This is a genomic window from Rhodoferax sp. GW822-FHT02A01, from assembly GCF_038784515.1.
In the GTDB taxonomy this organism is placed as follows: Bacteria; Pseudomonadota; Gammaproteobacteria; order Burkholderiales; family Burkholderiaceae_C; genus Allorhodoferax.
Genome location: NZ_CP152376.1, coordinates 1,354,879 through 1,374,864 on the forward strand (window position 1 = coordinate 1,354,879; position 19,986 = coordinate 1,374,864).

Annotated in this window: 18 protein-coding genes; 8 read left to right on the forward strand and 10 right to left on the reverse strand. The window is 50.9% G+C overall.

Features of this window, described 5'->3' with window-relative positions:
- Positions 1–30 precede the first annotated feature (30 nt).
- The 6 genes from AAGF34_RS06385 to AAGF34_RS06410 all read right to left on the reverse strand — a co-directional run bounded on the left by AAGF34_RS06385 (position 31) and on the right by AAGF34_RS06410 (position 5,416).
- Positions 31–756 carry a hypothetical protein gene (locus AAGF34_RS06385; protein WP_342619779.1) on the reverse strand — a complete coding sequence of 242 codons (726 nt, stop codon included), beginning with the start codon at positions 754–756 and terminating at the stop codon, positions 31–33.
- 48 nt (positions 757–804) lie between these two features.
- Positions 805–1,221, reverse strand: a complete 417-nt coding sequence (locus AAGF34_RS06390; RefSeq protein ID WP_342619780.1) for a GFA family protein — start codon at positions 1,219–1,221, stop codon at positions 805–807.
- Between the two features lie 1,501 nt (positions 1,222–2,722).
- The gene (locus AAGF34_RS06395; protein WP_342619781.1) at positions 2,723–3,076 is read right to left on the reverse strand and encodes a DUF2958 domain-containing protein; all 354 of its coding nucleotides are present in this window, start codon (positions 3,074–3,076) and stop codon (positions 2,723–2,725) included.
- Between the two features lie 41 nt (positions 3,077–3,117).
- Positions 3,118–3,636, reverse strand: coding sequence for a hypothetical protein (locus AAGF34_RS06400; RefSeq protein WP_342619782.1), 519 nt, complete (start codon positions 3,634–3,636; stop codon positions 3,118–3,120).
- Positions 3,614–3,991 carry a helix-turn-helix transcriptional regulator gene (locus tag AAGF34_RS06405; RefSeq protein ID WP_342619783.1) on the reverse strand — a complete coding sequence of 126 codons (378 nt, stop codon included), beginning with the start codon at positions 3,989–3,991 and terminating at the stop codon, positions 3,614–3,616. The genes AAGF34_RS06400 and AAGF34_RS06405 overlap by 23 nt, the downstream gene beginning before the upstream one ends.
- Positions 3,992–4,087: 96 nt before the next feature.
- Positions 4,088–5,416 (reverse strand): hypothetical protein, encoded by a 1,329-nt coding sequence (locus AAGF34_RS06410; protein ID WP_342619784.1) that lies wholly within the window; start codon positions 5,414–5,416, stop codon positions 4,088–4,090.
- A 109-nt stretch (positions 5,417–5,525) separates the two neighbouring features.
- On the opposite strand from AAGF34_RS06410, the gene AAGF34_RS06415 reads away from it, so the two are divergent.
- The 3 genes from AAGF34_RS06415 (at position 5,526) to AAGF34_RS06425 (ending at position 7,885) form a co-directional block, all read left to right on the forward strand.
- Positions 5,526–5,744, forward strand: coding sequence for a hypothetical protein (locus AAGF34_RS06415; protein WP_342619785.1), 219 nt, complete (start codon positions 5,526–5,528; stop codon positions 5,742–5,744).
- A complete protein-coding gene (locus AAGF34_RS06420) occupies positions 5,741–7,258 on the forward strand; it encodes a recombinase family protein (protein WP_342619786.1) in 1,518 nt (505 codons plus the stop codon). Before AAGF34_RS06415 ends, AAGF34_RS06420 begins: the two co-directional genes overlap by 4 nt.
- 231 nt (positions 7,259–7,489) lie before the next feature.
- Entirely contained in the window at positions 7,490–7,885 is a 396-nt protein-coding gene (locus AAGF34_RS06425; RefSeq protein WP_342619787.1) for a hypothetical protein, read from the forward strand.
- A gap of 347 nt (positions 7,886–8,232) precedes the next feature.
- On the opposite strand, the gene AAGF34_RS06430 is transcribed toward AAGF34_RS06425, so the two are convergent.
- Both AAGF34_RS06430 and AAGF34_RS06435 read right to left on the reverse strand, forming a co-directional pair.
- On the reverse strand, positions 8,233–8,829 hold the full coding sequence (locus AAGF34_RS06430) for a cyclic nucleotide-binding domain-containing protein (protein WP_342619788.1): 597 nt from the start codon (positions 8,827–8,829) through the stop codon (positions 8,233–8,235).
- Positions 8,830–9,196: 367 nt separating this feature from the next.
- Positions 9,197–11,122 carry an HD domain-containing phosphohydrolase gene (locus AAGF34_RS06435; RefSeq protein WP_342619789.1) on the reverse strand — a complete coding sequence of 642 codons (1,926 nt, stop codon included), beginning with the start codon at positions 11,120–11,122 and terminating at the stop codon, positions 9,197–9,199.
- 267 nt (positions 11,123–11,389) lie between these two features.
- On the opposite strand from AAGF34_RS06435, the gene AAGF34_RS06440 reads away from it, so the two are divergent.
- The 5 genes from AAGF34_RS06440 (at position 11,390) to AAGF34_RS06460 (ending at position 17,177) form a co-directional block, all read left to right on the forward strand.
- Positions 11,390–11,818 (forward strand): hypothetical protein, encoded by a 429-nt coding sequence (locus tag AAGF34_RS06440; RefSeq protein ID WP_342619790.1) that lies wholly within the window; start codon positions 11,390–11,392, stop codon positions 11,816–11,818.
- A gap of 676 nt (positions 11,819–12,494) precedes the next feature.
- Positions 12,495–14,231 (forward strand): ATP-binding protein, encoded by a 1,737-nt coding sequence (locus AAGF34_RS06445; protein ID WP_342619791.1) that lies wholly within the window; start codon positions 12,495–12,497, stop codon positions 14,229–14,231.
- Complete coding sequence (locus AAGF34_RS06450) at positions 14,228–14,857, forward strand: response regulator transcription factor (RefSeq protein WP_342619792.1); 630 nt, start codon at positions 14,228–14,230, stop codon at positions 14,855–14,857. The genes AAGF34_RS06445 and AAGF34_RS06450 overlap by 4 nt, the downstream gene beginning before the upstream one ends.
- Before the next feature lie 121 nt (positions 14,858–14,978).
- Complete coding sequence (locus AAGF34_RS06455; protein WP_342619793.1) at positions 14,979–15,380, forward strand: response regulator; 402 nt, start codon at positions 14,979–14,981, stop codon at positions 15,378–15,380.
- A 120-nt stretch (positions 15,381–15,500) separates the two neighbouring features.
- Positions 15,501–17,177, forward strand: a complete 1,677-nt coding sequence (locus AAGF34_RS06460; protein WP_342619794.1) for a methyl-accepting chemotaxis protein — start codon at positions 15,501–15,503, stop codon at positions 17,175–17,177.
- 217 nt (positions 17,178–17,394) lie between these two features.
- Here the strand turns inward: AAGF34_RS06460 and AAGF34_RS06465 are convergent, their stop codons facing one another.
- Together AAGF34_RS06465 and AAGF34_RS06470 are read right to left on the reverse strand one after the other, a co-directional pair.
- Positions 17,395–17,928, reverse strand: coding sequence for a hypothetical protein (locus AAGF34_RS06465; RefSeq protein ID WP_342619795.1), 534 nt, complete (start codon positions 17,926–17,928; stop codon positions 17,395–17,397).
- Between the two features lie 319 nt (positions 17,929–18,247).
- Complete coding sequence (locus AAGF34_RS06470) at positions 18,248–19,915, reverse strand: hypothetical protein (RefSeq protein ID WP_342619796.1); 1,668 nt, start codon at positions 19,913–19,915, stop codon at positions 18,248–18,250.
- Between the last annotated feature and the right edge of the window lie 71 nt (positions 19,916–19,986).

Genomic DNA, 19,986 nt, shown 5'->3' on the forward strand with positions numbered 1-19,986 from the left:
TCCAGTAGAACGCAGGGGTTGAAGTCGCCTTCAAGGGACTACCCTGACAAACGGTTCCTGCGCAAGGAAATCTCGCAGGCTCGCTTCAAATGGGTAGGCACAAGTCTTTGTCAATTTTATCTGGATACTTGCCGGTGCCGCTTTAACTGTGGCCATCTTCTTGGCCGATTCCCGTAACGTGAGAACGACCCCAGACTTCTGTTTCAGCTTCTCTCTGCCAAATGGAAGTGGAAAAGCCATTTCGCTATGCAAGAATAGTTTGATGATGAAACTATACGCCAGCGATGAACAGCTTATGAATTGCAAAAAGGTCTTGTTTCCGATGTACTCCAGATTTATTGTCAGCTTTGATATTTCAATAACGACCCTGAACCCTTCTTGCCTCAGGCAAGTGAACTCAGAGGCCAAGTGCTCAAAAACCTCTCTCTTCTCAATTAGGGATACCCTTTTCGAGCGAGCATCATCGAACTCAATGAGGTTATGACATCGTGCGCAAAGACCGACGAGGCCGCTCGAACGCAGTCCTAACAGGGTAGCTTCCTCATAGTCATGGTGATGGACCTCTGCAGCATCGTGGTCGCAGATTGCGCATTTTCCAGATTGCGACTTTATGACCCAATCTCGAATTGCATTCCAAAGTTCAGTACGTAAGTAGTTTTCATATGGAATGTCGAATACTGATTCGGCACCTCGCCTATAAATCCGGCGCATGAATTTTTCTCGATGCACCGATGTATGTACTTCGAGCGGTGACATGACGTGCGCTTGTGACCCGGCTATTCTGCCATTTATGAGGAACATCATCTACCGCACGTCAGGTTCGACTGGAAGACTATCAGCTACAGAGACCCAGTCAACGTGTGTGTCATAGTGAACATGTGAACCCGGTTCACGGTCAAGCGGCTGTGTAAACAATGCTCTCGCAATATGTGTTTCATCTGTCCAAACTTTGGAGCGAAAGAACATTGGGCTTCCACAGTTATTGCAAAACCCCCGACTACTACCTGTTGGCTCACTGTACCAACACAGCCTATTCTTGCTATCGACGATTTCCACTTGACCAGTCTCAGCGCCAACCCAAGTTACAAATGCGCTACCGTGCGCGCGCTGGCAACGTGAGCAATGACAGTGGAGCACCCACTTTGTAGGATATTTTAACGTGAAGGTAATTGAACCGCATAAACAACTACCGACGGACTGATTGTTTTGCATAGGGTACATTTTTCAAATTGTGAGCGCCCTTCTAGTGGCGGCACTCGCGGTCATATCGAATTCTGACACGGGCAGATCGTGGACAAACGGCTCGATTACAAGCCGAAAACATGCGTCAACAAAACTCGGGCAATTCAGCATTCAACGAAGCGGAACTCCGGATCTGACCTAGTTGACACCACGAACACAGCCTCACCTCCAGAGCGGGAATCACATGCGTTGACCTTCATGAATGCATCGTGCATCCAAGGAACGCACGTTTCAAGTGAACACGAGTTCTTGGTGGAGTCAATAAATGAACTGATGTTTGCCAATCCGACTGCCTTTTCGAAATGCACGCTTCCTGAACCAGCATGCAAAATCTTAACCCCGTCAGTGGATCGATGCAAACGGGTCTGGCTTTCAACCGGACTAAACAAAATTGTATTTGTGAAGTAAGTGTCAGCGACGTGGTCAAAGAACGTGGCGATACCTTGATTGACCATAAACGAGTTCAAAGTGCTCAAACTAGGGCGATCATGAACGCGTAGAAAACCTTCCATGTGTTTTCGAATTGTCCAGAGCCATTCATCGATAGAGGTACTCCGCTCTATCATCTGGATGTAGTAATGGTCTTGTCTATGACCGGCGATACCCAGAGCCAAGTTCCTGCTTGAATTCAGAGTGATTTTATTGAAATTGTAAACTGCGGAAACACTGCAAGTCTGAGACGCTATGTCGGGCGACGTTGACACAACCGGCCACTCCGCCATTGCCTTCTGGTCTGCCGCCAAGATAGACATATTTTTGTGCAGAATATTAAGTATGAAAGTCACATGCCTCCCTAAGCTGCTAACGCTCGAACTATCGGACCACTAGCCCGGGCTTTATGGCTTGCCGTTGACACTTCGCTTGAGCGAGGACTTAGATCGTACCTCAATCAGTACGCTACGTTGAATATCCCGTTCTTCTCAGGCGAGATTTCCGATCTTGAACGCGAAGACCTCTGACTATTGCGGTCGTGCGATGCAACTCGTTCTAACGGCCGCGAGCGTCTGATTGTTGATCGAGTCCCCTAAGTCTGCGAACAGTTTCTTCTTGGCAACGTTGCAATCTGCTTCAGATTTAAATGATCCAATTTGAAAGCTCGTCATACCGACACCGGGAAGGTCCTTAATTGGGATAGGCCCAGGAGGTGAGGGGGCAACAGTAAAAGCGTTGCCAGTACTTACCGCGATGACCACTAAGATCCATTCAATCATATAAAAATCTCCTATGGTTTCGTCAATTCTTTGAGCATTGCAAAGCTCATACCTACGTCCTAGTTCTCAGCACGGCATTGCCTTTCTGCTTGGGCCACCCCGAATAAATCATGAGCTATGCTTCATCATATATGTCTTTAAGAGAGTTACTTCGTTGGTAGTTATCAATAAAGAAGGTCCCCCATACGTTGAAATATGGAGGACCTATTCACCGCTAAAAAGTAACTTAATGGCGATTCGCATTACGGCGTTAGAACCTTACCATTGGACTATCGCACAATCCCAAGACAACTGACTTTCATGGGTTTAAACATCGGGTCAATCATGATCGAGAACGTGTCTGCAATCTTTGCTTCCAGAAGTTCACGAATCGAGACGTATCCCCATTCGTCATATGCAAGTCCGGTCACATATCCAAATGCGATCATTGTGACCGAATCGTACTCGGAGATATACCATGCCGCTTTCCCAATTGGAAAACAAAGTTTGACACGGATCGTAGGATCAGAAACGTTCTCTTGACTGTAAAGTGGAAACCCTTCACACCGCTTTTTGATTTCATCAAGTAGCTCCATATAGACCTTTCTCCCCCACATCATGTGAGGGGTGCGGGTGGTCTTCACTCCACCCGCACCCCGCACACGATGTGCGGAGAGTACAGATATCAAATACCTGCCTGCTCTTGCGTGTAGTAATAGGTCAAGGCACGACTGGCTGCATCAAAGAGCGCCATGCGCCGGTCTTCCGCTTGCCATGCCGCTCTAACGTCTGGCATACGAGATGAAAACACTTCCATCTTGTTTGCAATGACCTTGGCAATGTCATGCTTAGTAACAGCGCCAAACTGTGCGAACGCGGACCGAACTGCTTTTCTTCCAACGACCACGGTTTCAATGGAAAGTGATGTAGCACATGCAGTAATCGACTTATAGATTCGCTTACGCCGCACTGAGCTTTTCATCTTAATGTCACCAATGTCGTCGATTACCAGGATGTCTGGTCGATATTGGGCCAGCAGCTTCTCAATGCTTGCAATGGTCTTCACATGGCCAACATCCTTCTTAGCCTCTTTGATGCCCCAATCATGTGGTGAGAGCGCAGACTCAAAGAGAACAAAAGCAAATCCATTTTTGATAAGGTAAACAGAGAGAACAAGGAAACTATTTTTCTTGTGTTTCTTCATGCATACGTTGCTTATGTTTTGTAATAACTCGATCTTGACACTCCTTGAGGTGACGACACTTTGTTAATGTTCTAAGTGATGCGCTTTCTTCCATACTCATAAGCATTGTTGTCACTCTGGCTAGAGTTTCCTCTTCTACCATGTCATACAAAGGTTGCATGAGTTCATGAAGTGGCATACCAGTCAAAACTTCAAGTGCGATCGCCATACACAGCCCAGGATTTCCATATCCACACTCCAGGCGAGAGATGTACGTTTTACTTGCAAGCCCAATTAGCTGCGCCATCTCTTTCTGTTTGAAAGATGCTGTACGCCGCCACTTACGCAGTGCTAAATTGTGATTTGTTTGTGTCATACGTCGAGTGTTGCTTGCTTGAGCAACATTGTCATCATGACGTATCCACAGTTTCTGTCGTAGAGGGTATTAATCTCCCCCCAGGAAACTTTTGTCTTAGTTATCCACAGGAGGGGGATGTGAGGACATGGGGACGTTCCCAGTGACATCACTCTCTAGGCCAAACCGCTTTGCGATGTGTCTTACTTTTTCAAACTCACCGGCAGGCAACACATAGTTGCCATGCTTCTTGTATGTGGACAATCCAAGGTTGCCACGAAGCAATTGGCCAACGTACCGATTTGTAATAGGGCGCTCGAAATCGCCATTCACTTTTTGCCTAAGCGTTGATGCGATCACGCCTACTGAGAGACAATCACTACTGTCTTTGGCATCGATCAGTTCACAGATACTCTCAACAAGTTCGGCTTCAATGGAAAGCAACCGAAGTCCTTTGCTCTTCTCGTCATTTGTCACGGCAAACGTTCGAATCACATTCCGTATGCGTTCATCGGAAACAATCGACAACAACGGCACTACGGTTTGATTGAACCGTCCTGAACGGCTACGGTCCACCTGGTCCGCTTTGGTGCCCGCAGCCGACAAAGTTCTGAATCTGTACATCAGCATCTTGTTTCGAAGCACCGCCGCTTCCTTTGTCTGATCATCTGGCAAGCTAAGCGGAATGTCTTCACGCAGTGCACGAGTTCCCATGTCTTCCGTCAGAAATCTGCTTTCAAGAGCGATGTCCTCAAATTTCTTGCGCATGGCGACTATTTTTGGGCCGTACACGTTGAACGCTTTGGGATCAAACTCTTTGGTGATGGTCTGGGTCTGCCTGAGCACAGGGAAGCCTTTTACTGAACCATTGTTCATGATCTTGGCAATGTCTGACTGCATATCAGAATATCTGAAATCCGCTTCATCCAATATCAGGGTGCCGCGAAACAAGTCCAAGGTATAAAACACTGGACTGATGGTGGAAGCTGCGGATGCAAAGAAGGGCTTGTTGCAGATGCTCCCAAGCACATAGAGAGCACGACTTTTACCGGAACCGAAGTCGCCAGAGAATCGTAAGTAACACAGCTCATTGAATGCGTCGTAGACCCATGTGAAAAGCACGTACGCGCTTGCTACCTCCAAGAACTCCGGTGACAGATCAACATAGCTATACAGATACCTTTGTATTTCCCCAATCAACTGTTCTTCTGATTCATAGTCAGACGGCTTCTCAGGAAGAAGTACGGCACAATGTTTGATGAGGTTGTTGTAAGCAGGCAATGGTATCAACACATCTTCGCCATCTTGCACGCTTTCATGCATCGATATTTCACCCCGCCTATACATGCAGAGCGATGTTTTTTTACCATCGCAAACGAGTTCTAAAATTGCTCCGTCTTCTAACACACGACTTACGATTTTTGTTATACGTTGTTTTTCTTTCATGCGTAAAGCGTAGGTCACTCGGCTGTTAGTAGAAAGAGGGTGAAACATGTCATTTAGTGCACTTTTACCCCTCTACGAACGGATGGTGTCATCTGGGAAACTAGAGACCATGAATGACAACAGTGGTGAACAAAGCACAGATATTCCTCAAATCCTTCGTGTGATATTTCCCGAGCTTTCAAGGGAGGTACTTTCTGATATTTTTGAAGGATTTATTGACCTCTTTGGTGTGCTGCACGACGAGTACTTAAAGGAACATAGGCAGGTGACTTCCGCCAAATCTCTTGACGGAATTCATGATTGTGATAGTTTGAAGAGAACACTATGAAAAGGAGAGGCTTCTATGTCTACATCAGAACTTCAACGGTAAAGCAGGGCATCGAAGGTGTCTCTTTGGAAGTACAAAGGGAGCAGGCCTGTAATCTCGCCCGTCAGAAAGGTGTCGAGGTTACAAAGGTTTTTTCTGAGATGGAGACGGCAGCTAAACAAGGACGGCCCGTTTTCACCCAAATGATGAAGGAGCTACGTGCCGGTGTGGCAGAGGGACTCATTCTGCATAAGATTGATCGTGGTGCAAGAAATCTCCGCGAGTGGAGTGATATTACTGACCTCATCGAGCTTGGTGTGAAGGTCTATTTTGTACATGACTCCATCGACCTCAATACACGTGGGGGTCGTCTCACTGGTGACATGCTTGCAGCCGTCGCGGCGGACTATGTTCGCAATCTCCGGGAGGAGACAAAGAAGGGATTAGTAGGACGACTCAAACAGGGCATCTGGCCTTTTAGTGCGCCCCTTGGATATGTGAACAATGGTGGAGGAAAGCCAAAGACAATCGATCCGCTACGCGGACTTCTTGTACGTCAGGCATTTGAGCTATACGCGACCGGCAAATACACAATTAAGTCACTGCGTCTTAAGCTTCATGACCTGGGCTTACGGACTTCAAGTGGAAAGCCACTTTCCAAGCAATCTCTAACATGTGTTTTTCACAACCGCTTTTACTACGGTTCACTGCAACTTCGTTCAACTGGTGAGCAGTTCCCTGGCGTCCACCAGCCTTTGATTTCAAAAGTACTGTTTGATAACGTGCAAACTGTACTTGACGGGCGTATTTGGAGAAAAGCATCACGCCACAATTTCCTCTATCGCGGTGATATTACATGCGCATTGTGCTCGTATCGTTTGGTGGGCGAGAAGCAGAAGAGCCACGTGTACTATCGTTGTCATAGCAAGCAGTGCGCCGGTACGTCATTCCGCGAAGAGCGTGTGACAGCCTCCATGGAACGTGATTTAAAACTTCTCCTTAGATTTGTGGAAACATATCCAGGATTGGAAGCGGCACTAAGAGTGGCTATCGCTCGTAGGAAGAAAGAATCAGCGAATGCGCATCAGGTGCTACTCCTTAGGCGGTCAAAAATTGAAGACCGTTTCAGCGCTCTAATGGACGCATTCATTGATGGCGTTCTTGACAAAGAAGCATATATCCTGAAGAAGAATGAGCTGCTGAATTCAAAGGCTGATGTAAGTCAGTTAATCGAGCAGAGTGAGCGGGGAGAACTTCCTGTGGCGACATATGCTGAGTACTACCTCGAACTCGCAATTCAATTGCGACGTATGGCCTTTCTCAATTCTCCAAGCGATGCACGGCAATTGTCCAGGTGTGTTACCTCGAACTTTCATGCAAAGGGAAAAACCGTTGCTTTGCAATGGGAAAGTAGGTTTGAGCATGTCTTGGATCAAGCGAAACTGATTACAAGTGCCCATCCTAGGACCGAGCCTCGAACTATTGAGTACTTCACAAAGCTTTTAATGGGAGATATAGATGTCACTAGGCAGTAGGCGACATCCCCACGTCCCCATGTTTTAGCATTCGACTCGGTCATCTGCATTGACCTGCCCCCTTGTGGCGTACCAACCTTAAGGCGGAAGTCCTTTTTGCGAAAAACCCCAAAGCCATGGCCAAAGGGCCAACTTCGGCGTAGCATGGACGGGCGTCTGGCGCTGCACGGGGGCGCCAGACTTGGTTCCAGGACAAAGGCCCGAAGCTTAACCCTTAAAAGGAGCGTGTAAATGTACACTCAAGCAAAGCTTTTTCTAAAAACATACGTTGGTGCTTTGACCCTGTTAATGGCATCAACATTTCCCACATGGGCAAGTGCTGATGAAATGCCGACGAAGGGAGAAGCCGTCATCAAGACGCTATTGGAAAACGACAAAGTTTTGGTTCGGGAGACTTCTTGGAAGCCTGGTCAAGTACGTGCCTCCGAGGCACTGGCAAACCGAGTGGTAAGGGTGATGAGGGGCGGTACCCTCCTGAGGGAGTACCCTGACGGTAAGACGCAAAAAATCACATTTAAAGTCGGCGAGGTGAAATGGTTTGACGTATCCAATGCATCAACCACTGCATACTCAGTCAGAAACGTCGGCAAAACCGACGTGGTGCTGTACACAGTTATTGTGAAATAGACGTCAAACTAAATTTGAATTGGCCTGATAGGCCGCAATGTCCAAACTGGAAAGCGCCGCCTTTGATATTGATGAAGTGTTGCTGGCTGCCTGCAACTGAACGATAGTGGTCTTGAGCACCCTCTATATTGCAGTCATACCGGATCGCCGACGGTGCGTTCAGTCCGGCTGTCCCCTTAAGGGGAGGGGTGGAAATTAACTTCTTCCCGACAAATACCAGTTCGCCAGACATGAGTTCCTAAAACTGCGTAAGAACGACGATATTTGCCATTTCAGCCATCAATATAATAATCCATCATTGGCTTTTTGGTTTCTGTGAAAAAATATACAAACATCTTTTGAGAACTCTAAGACTTTACTATTCCATCTGATTCCACATTGAATCGGCTAACAAGTAGGAGATCAGAAAGTGAGTTACTACGCTCGTTCAGACGTCTGGCCAATACATGCGCAATGTTTTTATAGATGATCAAGGAAATATCGTGGAATGCTTCAAACCTTGCGCGCTGAAAACAGAGGGTCACACAATCCACATTGGCCACGACGGTAGCCGTGCGAATTTCGTCGAGGATGAGTGCCATTTCGCCAAAGCACTCACCAACTCCCAGTGAAGCCACTACATGCGATTTACTTTCACGTATCTTTAGTACGTTTACGCTACCCACGACGATCACATAGAACGAATCCCCAACTTCATCTTCTCGGAACAGAACTTCACCTGCGTTGAATGGACGCACTTCACCGATCGCCAGCGTCGCCAACAAATCATCATTTTGCATTTTGGCAAAGATGGCCACACCGTCGGCAATCTTCTTGACTATTTTCGGATCGAGACGAATCGTTGGCAAAGAGGGTGTGGGAGGAATCGGTTCGGCATAATATTTTCGAACACCTATTTTGTCGGAAAACAGGTGTGCAATTTCGGGGGCGATTCTTGTAGCCATGGTAATAATGCCTCGGTCAGATTTGAATGAACAAGTTTAGCGCGATCCTTACATTGGGTTGGCAAAGATCATTTGCGTGGAGTGCACCAGTTAGCAATTGGCCGAACCATTTCTATTAAAATCATACATAACAAAATTCAAAAAAGACAGTCCGTAACCCAAAGTTGAATCGATAACAAAGACAGGGGCAACATTCGACGACTATGGTTGCACCATCTTTTGGCAGGCATTCAAGATTGGAGTTTTTGGGTTGACCGCTGCCAAGGTCAAAGTACACACGTGGCCATTTTCTACATGGCGAGATCGCCAGTTCTTATGCTTGAGTGCACATATCCAGCGGTCGCAGTACCTATCTGGTTCGTCCCTTTTAGATAAATTCGCTTATATCCACCACATCGATTTGTCCTGGCAGCAGGTATTTCTCAGCGTAGCGCAAGTAGATACCAGAGGTCAGGAACAGGTCAAACAAGTCACCGTCAATGTGTTTGTCTTTCTTGAAGAAGGACAGGATCTTGATGGATTCCGACAGCGTCTTGGCCTTCTTGTAGGGGCGGTCCGAGGCGGTGAGCGCCTCGAAGATGTCGGCAATCGCCATGATGCGCATGGGCACGCTCAGCTCGTCGGCACCCAGCTTGCGCGGGTAGCCGGTGCCGATCAGGGTTTCATGGTGGGTGCCGGCGTATTCGGGCACGCGGCGCATGTTTTTGGGCAGCGGCAGTTGCTCCAGCATCATGAGGCTTTGCATCACGTGCTCGTTGATCTTGAAGCGCTCCTCTTCGGTGAGGGTGCCACGGCTTACGCTGAGGTTGTATACCTCGCCATAGTTGTACTGGTGTTCCGGGATGTTGACCTTGAACTTCCATTTGGGATCCATCACTGCTTTGCTGGTGCGCGGAATGATGTGGTGCGCCTTGTCCGACAGCAGCAGCTCGGTGGCGGGTAGGGCAGCCGGTGCATCGGTGTGGCGCTTGAGCTCCTCGTGGGCCAGTCCGGCGCGGTCGTCAAAGTGACGCAGCCAGGTCTGCTGGGCTATTTGCTGAAGGCGTTGCACTTTCTCCGGCGCCATGTATTCGCCACCCAGGTTGCACTCGGCAACAAACGCGAAGTCATCCAGCAGTTGTGCAAGTCGCGTGTCAAATGCAGCTTGTGCTTCCTGTGCATCGGTGCCAATGGCCAGGGCTTGGAGCTGGGCGATGCGCGCATCGCGCAGCAGCACTTCAAAACGCATGCGCACCTCGTGGATGCGGTTGTAAATGGTCTCCAGTTTGCAGGCCTTGTCCACCACGTACTCCGGCGTGGTGACCTTGCCGCAATCGTGCAACCAGGCGCCGATACGGAATTCGCGCCATTCGTCTTCGGTTTCAAACTTGAAGCTGGCCAATGGGCCCGAGGTCTGGGCGGTAGCGGCTTCGGCCAGCATCAGTCCGAGTTCCGGTACGCGCTCACAGTGGCCACCGGTGTAGGGACTTTTGGCATCAATTGCACCCGCAATCAGTTTGATCAGCGCGTCCATCAATAGCTTCTGGGCCTCGATCAAATTCTGGTTCTCGATGGCCACCGCAGACTGGGCCGCCAATGCCTCGACAAATCCAATCAGGTCCTGCGGGAAGGGAATGACGGCGCCCGTTTTAGGGTCCAGTGCATTGAGCAACTGGATCACGCCAATGACCTCTCCTTCGCGCGGGCTCAAGGGGACGGTCAGCATGGAAACCGTTCTGAAACCGGAGTCTTCGCTGAACTTCTTGGTACCGGACATGTCAAAGCGTGTTTCCGCATACACGTCGTCCACGATGACGGAGGTGTTGGTGTTGGCTACGTTCACCACGACAAAGTGGTTGTTGGGTTTGCCCTCGGCGTCGAAGAGCGGAATCTCAAAGGAAGGGAGCGGGTCTTCGCTGGTGCGCTGGGCAAACACCAGGGTGTTGTGCTCGGTCTTGAGAAACAGCGTCGCTGCTGCACATTGCGCAATCTCGCGCGCGCCGAACAGCACGTGGTGTAGTAGTAGGGTGCGGTTCTGTTCGCGCGAAAGTCTGATACCGTTGTCCACCAGCTGCGCCAGCTTGTCCTGCGAGGCCTTGAGCTCTTCGGTGCGGTTCTGGATGGCGCCATGCATGACGTATTGCGCGTCACCCAGGGCTTGGATTTCGTACAGCATGGAATTGGTTTGGTGTGGCTCCTGCGAAAAGTCCAGCCGTTTGAGGTGCTCGGAATCAGTGGCTAACGCCGTCAGCGTTTGGGCGATACGACGCGAGCCCAACATAGCCAGTGGCACTAGCACGAGTAAAACCGCCATGGCAACCAGCATTACGTCGCGTTGCGCGGCCCTAAATGCAGCGGTGAAGTCAGTAACTGGTGCCCAGACGGTGACGCTAAAACTTGCGCCGTCTGCAATTTGAAGGGGCTTATGATTGACCACAAAGCGAGCACCTTCGGTGCCCACCGGCTCTACGTCCAAACCGCCTGGACTATTGGTCTTTAGCACCGAGAGGTATGCACTCTTCAACGATTCTGGCTTGGTTAAGGGGGCAATACTTACGTTATCGAAATTGGAACCCGAGCCATGAAAGGCCAGCACGCGGCCCTTTGCGTCCTGAATTGCAATGGCACCGTTGGGTGGAAGCTTAAGCCGCGCCAAAATATCCCCCATGGAACGCAAGCTAATATCGGTGGCCAGCACGCCACCTCCAGCAGCAAGGGGCGCTGCAATCGTGATACCCAACTCATTGTTGGAAGCAAATACATAGGGCTCCGTTATGAACAGACCTCCTTTTTGGGTGGCGCCTCCATACCATGGACGTTGCGTGGGTACCAGCTTCGCCGGTTGGGAGCGATTACCCAACAGGGTTCTGTCCTTGTCGAAGAATTGGTAGTCGTCATTGCGACGCCCTTTGCTATCATGGGTGATACGACGCACCGCAAAAAAAGTTCTGGCAGGGGCTTGAAGCGCTGCTTGGACTCTTTCGTCCTCTTTGACATTAATAACCTGTAAAAAATCGTCATTGCTCAGCGCAAAAAAATCGGAGTACACGTCTGGGTCTGCGGCAACTGATCCCAAAAAAGAGGGAACCACGCTGTTCGGATTCAGAGTGCCGTCCCTGACGTAGTTCAGCCGCTGTGCACCTGCGCGCACCTTTACCACCTTAGCATTTTGCAGCACCAAACTTTCCAACTGCATTGAGGCCTGAGCGGCAATCAAAGAGAATCGTTCCTGTGCTGAATCTTCGGAGATACTGGTGAACGTCTGAAACACGGTACCAAGAAAAATCACAACCAGTGTGATCACAATCAATAAAGTACTCAATGCGATCCAGTTTTGGAACCGGATTTTAATGCCGATGTTCATCGATAACCCCCTGCTTTTGGTATAAGTTACGTAGCATACTCGCGATATAAAGGCATCTGGCATGATTGCATCCTCTCAAGCATTCCGCCACAAAAATCAAATGTAATTCCTCCCAACCGAATGGCCAGCCATATGAGTCTGACGGGACCGACAATATTCCGCACCGGCGCGCGGCCGAGTTATCCCTGTGGGAATGCACATCGTTTCGATGTAACTCACTTTTCCTTAAGCCACAAGAAATCTCTATGCACCAACTAGGGAGTCTTTATGAAAGATCATCCCAATGGTTGCTAGCAATTGACCATTTAAAGACGTGAAGACTATGAAATCCAAGCCGCGCATTGTCATTTGGCTAACGCTCTTGGTCCTGTTGCCCGTTATTCCCTTATTTTTCTTTTCTCTTTACTCGGCCCAGCAGTATGCCAAGGAGCGTCAACTAGCCGTCGAATCTGATTTGACCCAGAGGGCCGAAGCTATCACTAACCACCTTCAGAGCCACCTTGAAAAAACGCTTGGCTATCTGAATGGCCTGGCCGTTTCGGAAGCCAGTAACCAAGGCGATGTCGCTGCGCTCTATCGTGGTGCACTGCGCATCCAAGCAAGCAATCCGGACATAGTAGGCATTTCATTAATTGATCGGGCAGGAAAACTTGTATTTCTAGCACCTCAACCTTTGGGAACTCTACTGCCCACCGGGCAGCCGGAAGCGGTCAAGGAAGTGTTTGAGTTTAAACGGCCTGTTCTTTCCGAGCCATATCAATCTTCCATTTCAAAGTATCTGGTTGTGGCTCTCGGAGTCCCTGTATTTCAGAACGGTGAGGTGATTTATTGCATCCGGGCACTCCTGACTACGGAATCGATTAATAGTGTGTTGAAGCAAATGCCGCTGCCGTTGAACGGCATTTCAGGTGTGTTTAGTCCGAGCGGAGTAACAATCGGACGCTCAAAGGGGCCGGAGTTCATTGGACAGAGTTCACCTAACATTCTTAAAGCAATTCGTGACCACAGGCAAGGCTCTTGGGATGCATTGACCAAGGAGAACGTGCTGACCCGAACGGTGATACGCCCCGTTGGGAACTGGAAGTGGTACGTTGCTGTCGGAGTACCCTCAGAAATACTCAATGCCCCCCTGCGGTCGGAAATAGCGGCTCTGGCCTCCTTCGGTGCTGTGCTCCTTGGTGTGGCTCTGGTAGCTGCCGCGTGGATATCTCGGCGTATCACACGCGGACTCAAGGGGGCGGTGGAGGCCTCGCGGTCCGTGTTGGACGGTACTTTCGTTGCCGAGCGCTCGTCTGGCATCCTGGAAATTGACCAGATGAGGGACAGTCTGACGGCGGTGGACGTGCGCAGCAAATGGCTTGAGCAAAAAGTCTCTGAGCGTACACAGGACTTGACGCAAGCGCGAGCACGACTGGGTCGCTTTGTGGTTGAGCAAGAGCGCGTCGTGGAGGCGGAGCGTCACCGCATTTCCAGAGAAGTGCATGATCAGATCGGCTCCGTACTGACAGGGCTAAAGATGATTTTCCGCGGCATTCCCAAAGGCTGCTTGCCCAGCGACCAGGAAGTCGCATTTCTCGAGGCTCTTGACTTGGGCATTATGATTGCACGACGTATTGCGTCGGAATTGCGGCCCCCGCTGATAGATGATCTGGGCTTGCAAGCAGCTCTACAACATTTGCTGGGAAATATGTCTCGCGCCGGTAGTGTAGCTTTTTCGGTTCAGCTTGAGGACCAGCACCTGCTTACGGAGCACCAAACTATTGGAGCGTATCGAATTCTTCAAGAGGCTTGTACTAACGTCGCACGACATGCGCAAGCTTCTGAACTGAAGATCTTCGGTGAGCCGGTGAACGACCTCCAGTATCTGATCACATTGTGTGACAACGGCGTCGGTCTTCCCACCCCAGAGTTGCGGCATGGTGGCCTAGGTTTGACGGGAATGCAGGAGCGGGCGAACTTGCTGGGCGGCGCCTTAGAGCTGGATAGCCCGGCCGAAGGTGGTACATGCTTGAGGCTGCGACTACCATTGAATTCACCGGATCAACCGCCCAATTTATGAAAATCCTGTTGCTAGAAGATCACCCGATCGTGCGTATCGGACTACACCAATTGGTGGCCAAACGCTGGCCCGAGGCCCTCATGCAGGAAGCACCATCACTTGCGACGGCATTGGAGCTTGTGCGCGAGCAGGTCTTTGACGCGGCTATCGTAGATCTCAACTTACCTGACGCCAAGGGATTGGAAAGCGTTTCCCGATTGCGCCGCGCGGCTCCACAGTTGCATTTGTTAGTGTTAAGCCTGAATGATGAGGTCGCCTATGCTAGCCACGTATTGCAATTGGGTGCTCTCGGTTATCTTACCAAGGACAGAGCGGCAGACGAACTGGTAGTGGCGCTCGAACGCGTCATGGCGGGAGGTCGCTACGTCACCGCAACCCAAGCCGACCATTTGCTCGATCTCGTGTCAGGTAGGGCCACAATTCTCCCCCACGAAGAACTGTCTGCACAGGAATATCGCGTCATGCTTCTGCTATCCCAGGACATGCGTCTAACCGAAATCGGCGAATTGATGCACCTATCGCCGAAGACCGTCAGCACCTACCGATCGCGCATTTTAGAAAAACTCGCTCTCGCCAACAATGGTGAACTGATTCGCTATTGCCTGGATCACGGTATAGCCCTCTGAGTGTTTGGCCACTGCCGTAGGCCTTCCCCTACAAGGTAATCCGCCAAACCTGACAGGATGATAGGGTTCTCGCTGCTATTAGAACTCTCGGGTGTGGAAGACACTCAGGGTACCCATTCAAATGCTCAAGCGCTTCATGAATATCCTTATCGTCGAAGACAGCGAGCTGATTTGCAGGCAACTAGTTCGTTTGCTTGAACCGTATCCCGCGATTCATGTCATTGGTACTGCCTCAACAGAGGCAGAAGCAGTGGAGAAAATTCTCAGTAATCCGATTGACGCTGTATTGCTGGATTTATCTCTGGCGTCAGGAAACGGCCTTCAGGTATTGCAGCGTGTAAAAGCCGCAGGGCACAGTGCACGATTCCTCATATTGAGCAGCAAAGGGGGACGTTTATTGAGGGATGCGTGCCTTGCTTTAGGCGCCTACGCCTACTACGACAAGAATTCAGAAATCGACGCGTGCTTGGCGCATCTTCAAAGTTGGATACCGTTCTTCTCGCAATACAAAGGACAAGAATAAATTGGAGTATTGAACGTAAACAGTTGGAAGCTAAGGGGAGTATTCAAATCGGACGCAGAGCCGAGTAAGCATGTCTGGCCGGATAGACCTACTGCTTAGACCCACTTCAAAGGTAAGAAAATGCGTACTAATTTGCCAATCACCCAGCGTGAATATGAGTTTCCGGCAGACGCCACGCTGATGTCAACCACCGACGCACAAAGCCGCATCGTTTATGCAAATGCTGCATTTATTAGCGTTAGCGGTTTCGAACGCGAAGAAATCATTGGTCAGCCGCACAATTTGGTACGCCACCCTGACATGCCAACGCAGGCGTTCGCAGACATGTGGGCCACATTAAAGGCCGGGCGGTCCTGGACTGCACTGGTGAAGAACCGCCGTAAAAATGGTGACCATTACTGGGTACGCGCGAATGCTACGCCCGTAGTGCGCAACGGACAGTTGACAGGCTATATGTCAGTACGCACCAAACCCGGCACAGACGAAGTGCGCCAGACCGAACAGCTCTATAAAAAGTTCAGAGAAAACAAGAATGGCAGCCTGGCCTTTCGTGAAGGCTTAATCGTGCACACAGGGCTTTTATCCTGTATGTCGCTGTTCCAAATTTTACCTGTGCGCTGGCGCATCCGTCTGGCTCTAGCCCTGACCTTGGCCTTGACCTTGGGTCTGGCGGCTGCACTATTTCCCATAGGATCAGCCATGGGTTGGCTGTGTATAGGGTCCCTAGGATTGACTCTGGCAATATCTGTCATTTTGGAAAGCCAGATTTCGCGCCCTCTGGAGGTGGTTTTGCAACAGGCGCTAAACGTAGCCGCAGGCAATCCCGGGGCCAACGTCCAGCTGAACCGGGTGGATGAGATCGGGATGATCCTGCGTGCCATCAACCAGTCTGGCCTGAACTTGCGCTCGCTGGTTGACGATGTCAGTGAGCAGGTAAACGGCGTACGAGGTGCCAGCGGCGAGATTGCCCAAGGCAACAACGATTTGAGTGCACGTACCGAACAGGCAGCTTCCAACCTGGAGCAAACCGCCGCTTCAATGGAGGAGATGACGTCCATTGTTCACAACAATGCCGACACAGCGCTGCAAGCCGCTCATTTGGCTGCTTCTTCTAGCGCTGCAGCAGAACGAGGCGGCCAGGTAATTGCGCAGGTAGTGGGTACCATGGGTACCATCACTGATGCCAGCCACAAGATCCGAGACATCATCGGCGTTATTGATGGCATCGCTTTTCAGACGAATATCCTAGCTTTGAACGCGGCGGTTGAGGCTGCGCGTGCTGGAGATCAGGGGCGCGGTTTTGCGGTGGTGGCTGGCGAGGTGCGCGCGTTGGCCAAACGAAGCGCGGATGCGGCCAAAGAGATCGCCACACTTATTAAGGACAGCACGGAGACAGTGGAGGCTGGCAGCAAATTGGCTGTCCTTGCTGGCTCGTCCATGACTGAGATTGTCGCCCAAGCACAGCAAGTGGCCCACATGATCCGTGAAATGAGCGAGTCCACACGTGAGCAGTCTAGCGGCATTGGACAGGTGAATATCGCTGTCGGGCAACTTGATGAGATGACGCAACAAAACGCGGCCTTAGTTGAGCAGTCCGCCGCCGCTGCCGATAGGCTTCAGATCCAGGCAGGCATGCTGGCGGAAGCTGTGGCGGTGTTTAAGGTACAAACCGGCTCCTTTTCCACCAAGCCCCTAGTGTCTAACGCACCAACCTATTCGCCGCAAAACAAGCCCCAAATTCAACGCGCGAAAGCTAGACCTGCTTTGGTTGCGCCCAAGGCGCTTGTTCAGCATTGATCCTGGCAACCAATGGGGACCAGAGGGTCGCGGCCCAAGTATCTGCGTCGATGCGCATCCGCCTGCAAAAGCAGTCTGTTCCTCGTTTCCTCGCCGCTTTACCTGATGCAACTGCCGAGAGCTCATCTCTTCGGATTTTGGCTGGGCAACAACTCGGAGCGTTTGCTGCAAATAGAAGCGCCCGATTGGGTACCGTGAGGTCGGCACTACACACCGGCTACGTGGTGGATTGACTGTAGTAAATGACAGTTGGTGCTTCCAGTGCCAGCGCCGCTCCTCCAGGCGACCAAGATTGCCAATTGCGCAGTACAAGCTGCCATACTGAAATCCTTGCGCCAGGCCTGCACAGCACCTCGATCAAATCGGCTTGGGCTTTGGTTTTTGGCAATGCATAGGCCAGCGCAACAGCAATGTTCTGCGCAATCCATTGAGGCGACTGTCCATCAATCTTTGCAATGTCTGCCTTGAACCTGGTGGTGACGGTTGTATCTTCCGCATTGACTTGTGTTTTCAACTCGACCCAGATGGGCAAGCCAGCTCGTGGAACGATCATGAAGTCCGACTTTTGGCCCGATGGGTAGGGCACTTCCCGCGTCGCATGCCCGGATGCATTGGCAAGCAGCTGAAGTGCAAGTTCAACCTGCAGCCAAATCTCCCACCCACCCGCAATACCGTTCAGTATGGTAGTGATGGCGGCGGACTTGTCATTGGCCACGGCGCATAACGCCCGCCTTACTTCAGAGGCTGTCATTTGGCACTCCCTGTCTAGGTCACCATCAAAGCATAGATATCGACCTTTGTCGAATACTAATTGGTCCAGCCAGTTGCAGTGAAATGAAAAAAACCAGCGTCACAGGTCGCTCTCTCGCGGCGAAGGAAGTAAGCGCGGCGAAACCATCCCTCATATAAGTTCTGATGCATTTCACTTCCCGTCCTGACTCCGGAAATATGCCACATTGGTCATGGGATTTACATCCCCCATACTGGGAATATTGTCATTCTGAGAGATCTTCTGAAGAAAGCGGCAGTTACTCGATGCTGACCAGTTCGTTGGAGAGACCGTCGCCGAACTAGGCCTGTTGCGATGGCGTAGGACTCCATGAGGCAGGACTGAAAGTAGTTGTCAAAGGCGATAGCGTAACGAGAACGCTGCCGCCGTTGACCCCGCCGTCGGGGCTGGTGGTTCCGCAAAAACCGACGAAAACCTCTCCCACTGCAGGTGTCCATGTCGCGCCCTGCGGATCGCCTACCTGTGCCTGCGGCCATCTACTGTGCGCAGGGACCCCTTGGCTGAGGCGCGTAATCGCAAAAGACGAAAGAACGAAACGCTCGAAAGGATAGATAGAGTTTGCGTTTTCCTCTGTGCCAGACATCGAGGCAACCTGGTCGGTCAATTGAAACTCGAACGGCATGGTCTGCGACCATGTACTCCCCCATACTTGAACATTGCCACCGCGCGTGAAAGTCTTACTGCCCTCAGCGCTGGCATAGGTCGTGCTGATCATCGAAACGTCCTCGACTGTACCGCCAATTGAGGATACCGTCACACCCCCGATTGAAACGCTTGTCAATTTCGTCTGGCTCAAGACATCTCGGTATCCGACGTCGGCAAAGTAGGATGGCCCCGGGCTGGTCGAACTGGGCCATACCATTGCCGCTCCTGGAGTTGAAAAATTGAGCACAGGAGTGCCCCATTCCAGGCTCGGCAATGGTGGCACTTTCGGCAATACCGTTGCATCCTTGCTGATGGCGATGATCACGTTACCAAGCGACTCGCGATCCAGCGATATCTTTTTTCCCCTTTCTGTCAGATCTTTGTCACCTCCATAGCCATAGGTCTTATAGACATCAAGTATCCATTGCGTCGCGTGATCCAGACCAGTCAGACTTGCGTAGTTGGCGGAGATGCCATCGCCATTGATTCCGCCAGTGAACGCCAAACGCACCTTGACGATGGGGTCCAGCGCATTACCAACGCCTGGGACATGCTCGTATCCCGTTGTCTTGAAATTGATCACCATGCCAGGATTTGGCGTTCGTGCGGCGAACGCCAATGCGAACTGGTAGAGATTTTCCTCCGTCGGCAATGGTACGCCGGTGAGACCAAGAATGGTCTGCGCGAAGGCGAAACGGACGGTCATCTGATTGCGCACGGTTTGGATGGCTGTGTCCAACGACACTGTAATGCTTCCGCCCGCCCCCACGCCTTTAGCGCTCAAGGCATTGACAACGCTTGTTTGATCTTCGGCCGACTCCGAGTAAAAAACATAGGTAGCGATGTATTCGGCTCCCACAGTAATCTCGCTCACAAACGAATCGCCGTATCCGAGATAGAAGTCGTTGATGTGTTTCGGGATCGTCACGCCTTGAGCCAGACCTACATTCGTATAGGCGTTGGTGGCGGCGACGTTGTTGACGTAAACCGCGACGACTACGCTGGTCGAGGTCAAATCGAGGTTGTGCACATACTTCGTTTTTGCATCAATGCTTCCGAAGACAGAGCTCGCGGACAAATCCCCGTTGATTTGTAGCGATTTCGTAAGAGACTTCACGTTGGTACATGTTGTGTAGGTGCAGATCTCCTCCCCACCTACCTGCGTTGACGTGCCTACGACCGCCGTGCTACGGGCGCTACCTGTGAACGTGTCAACTCCTTGAAACAGCACGCTTGGCGGGGTTGGCCCAGCACTCTTGGCGTTGGTTTGTTTGGCGTCGGGGAAAATAGGTGTCGGGGTCATTTGACTATTCCTTCGTCATGTTGTTTGCCGCTCTATCCGGCCGGTTTTTTAAAAGGTGCAGCTGAAGTAGA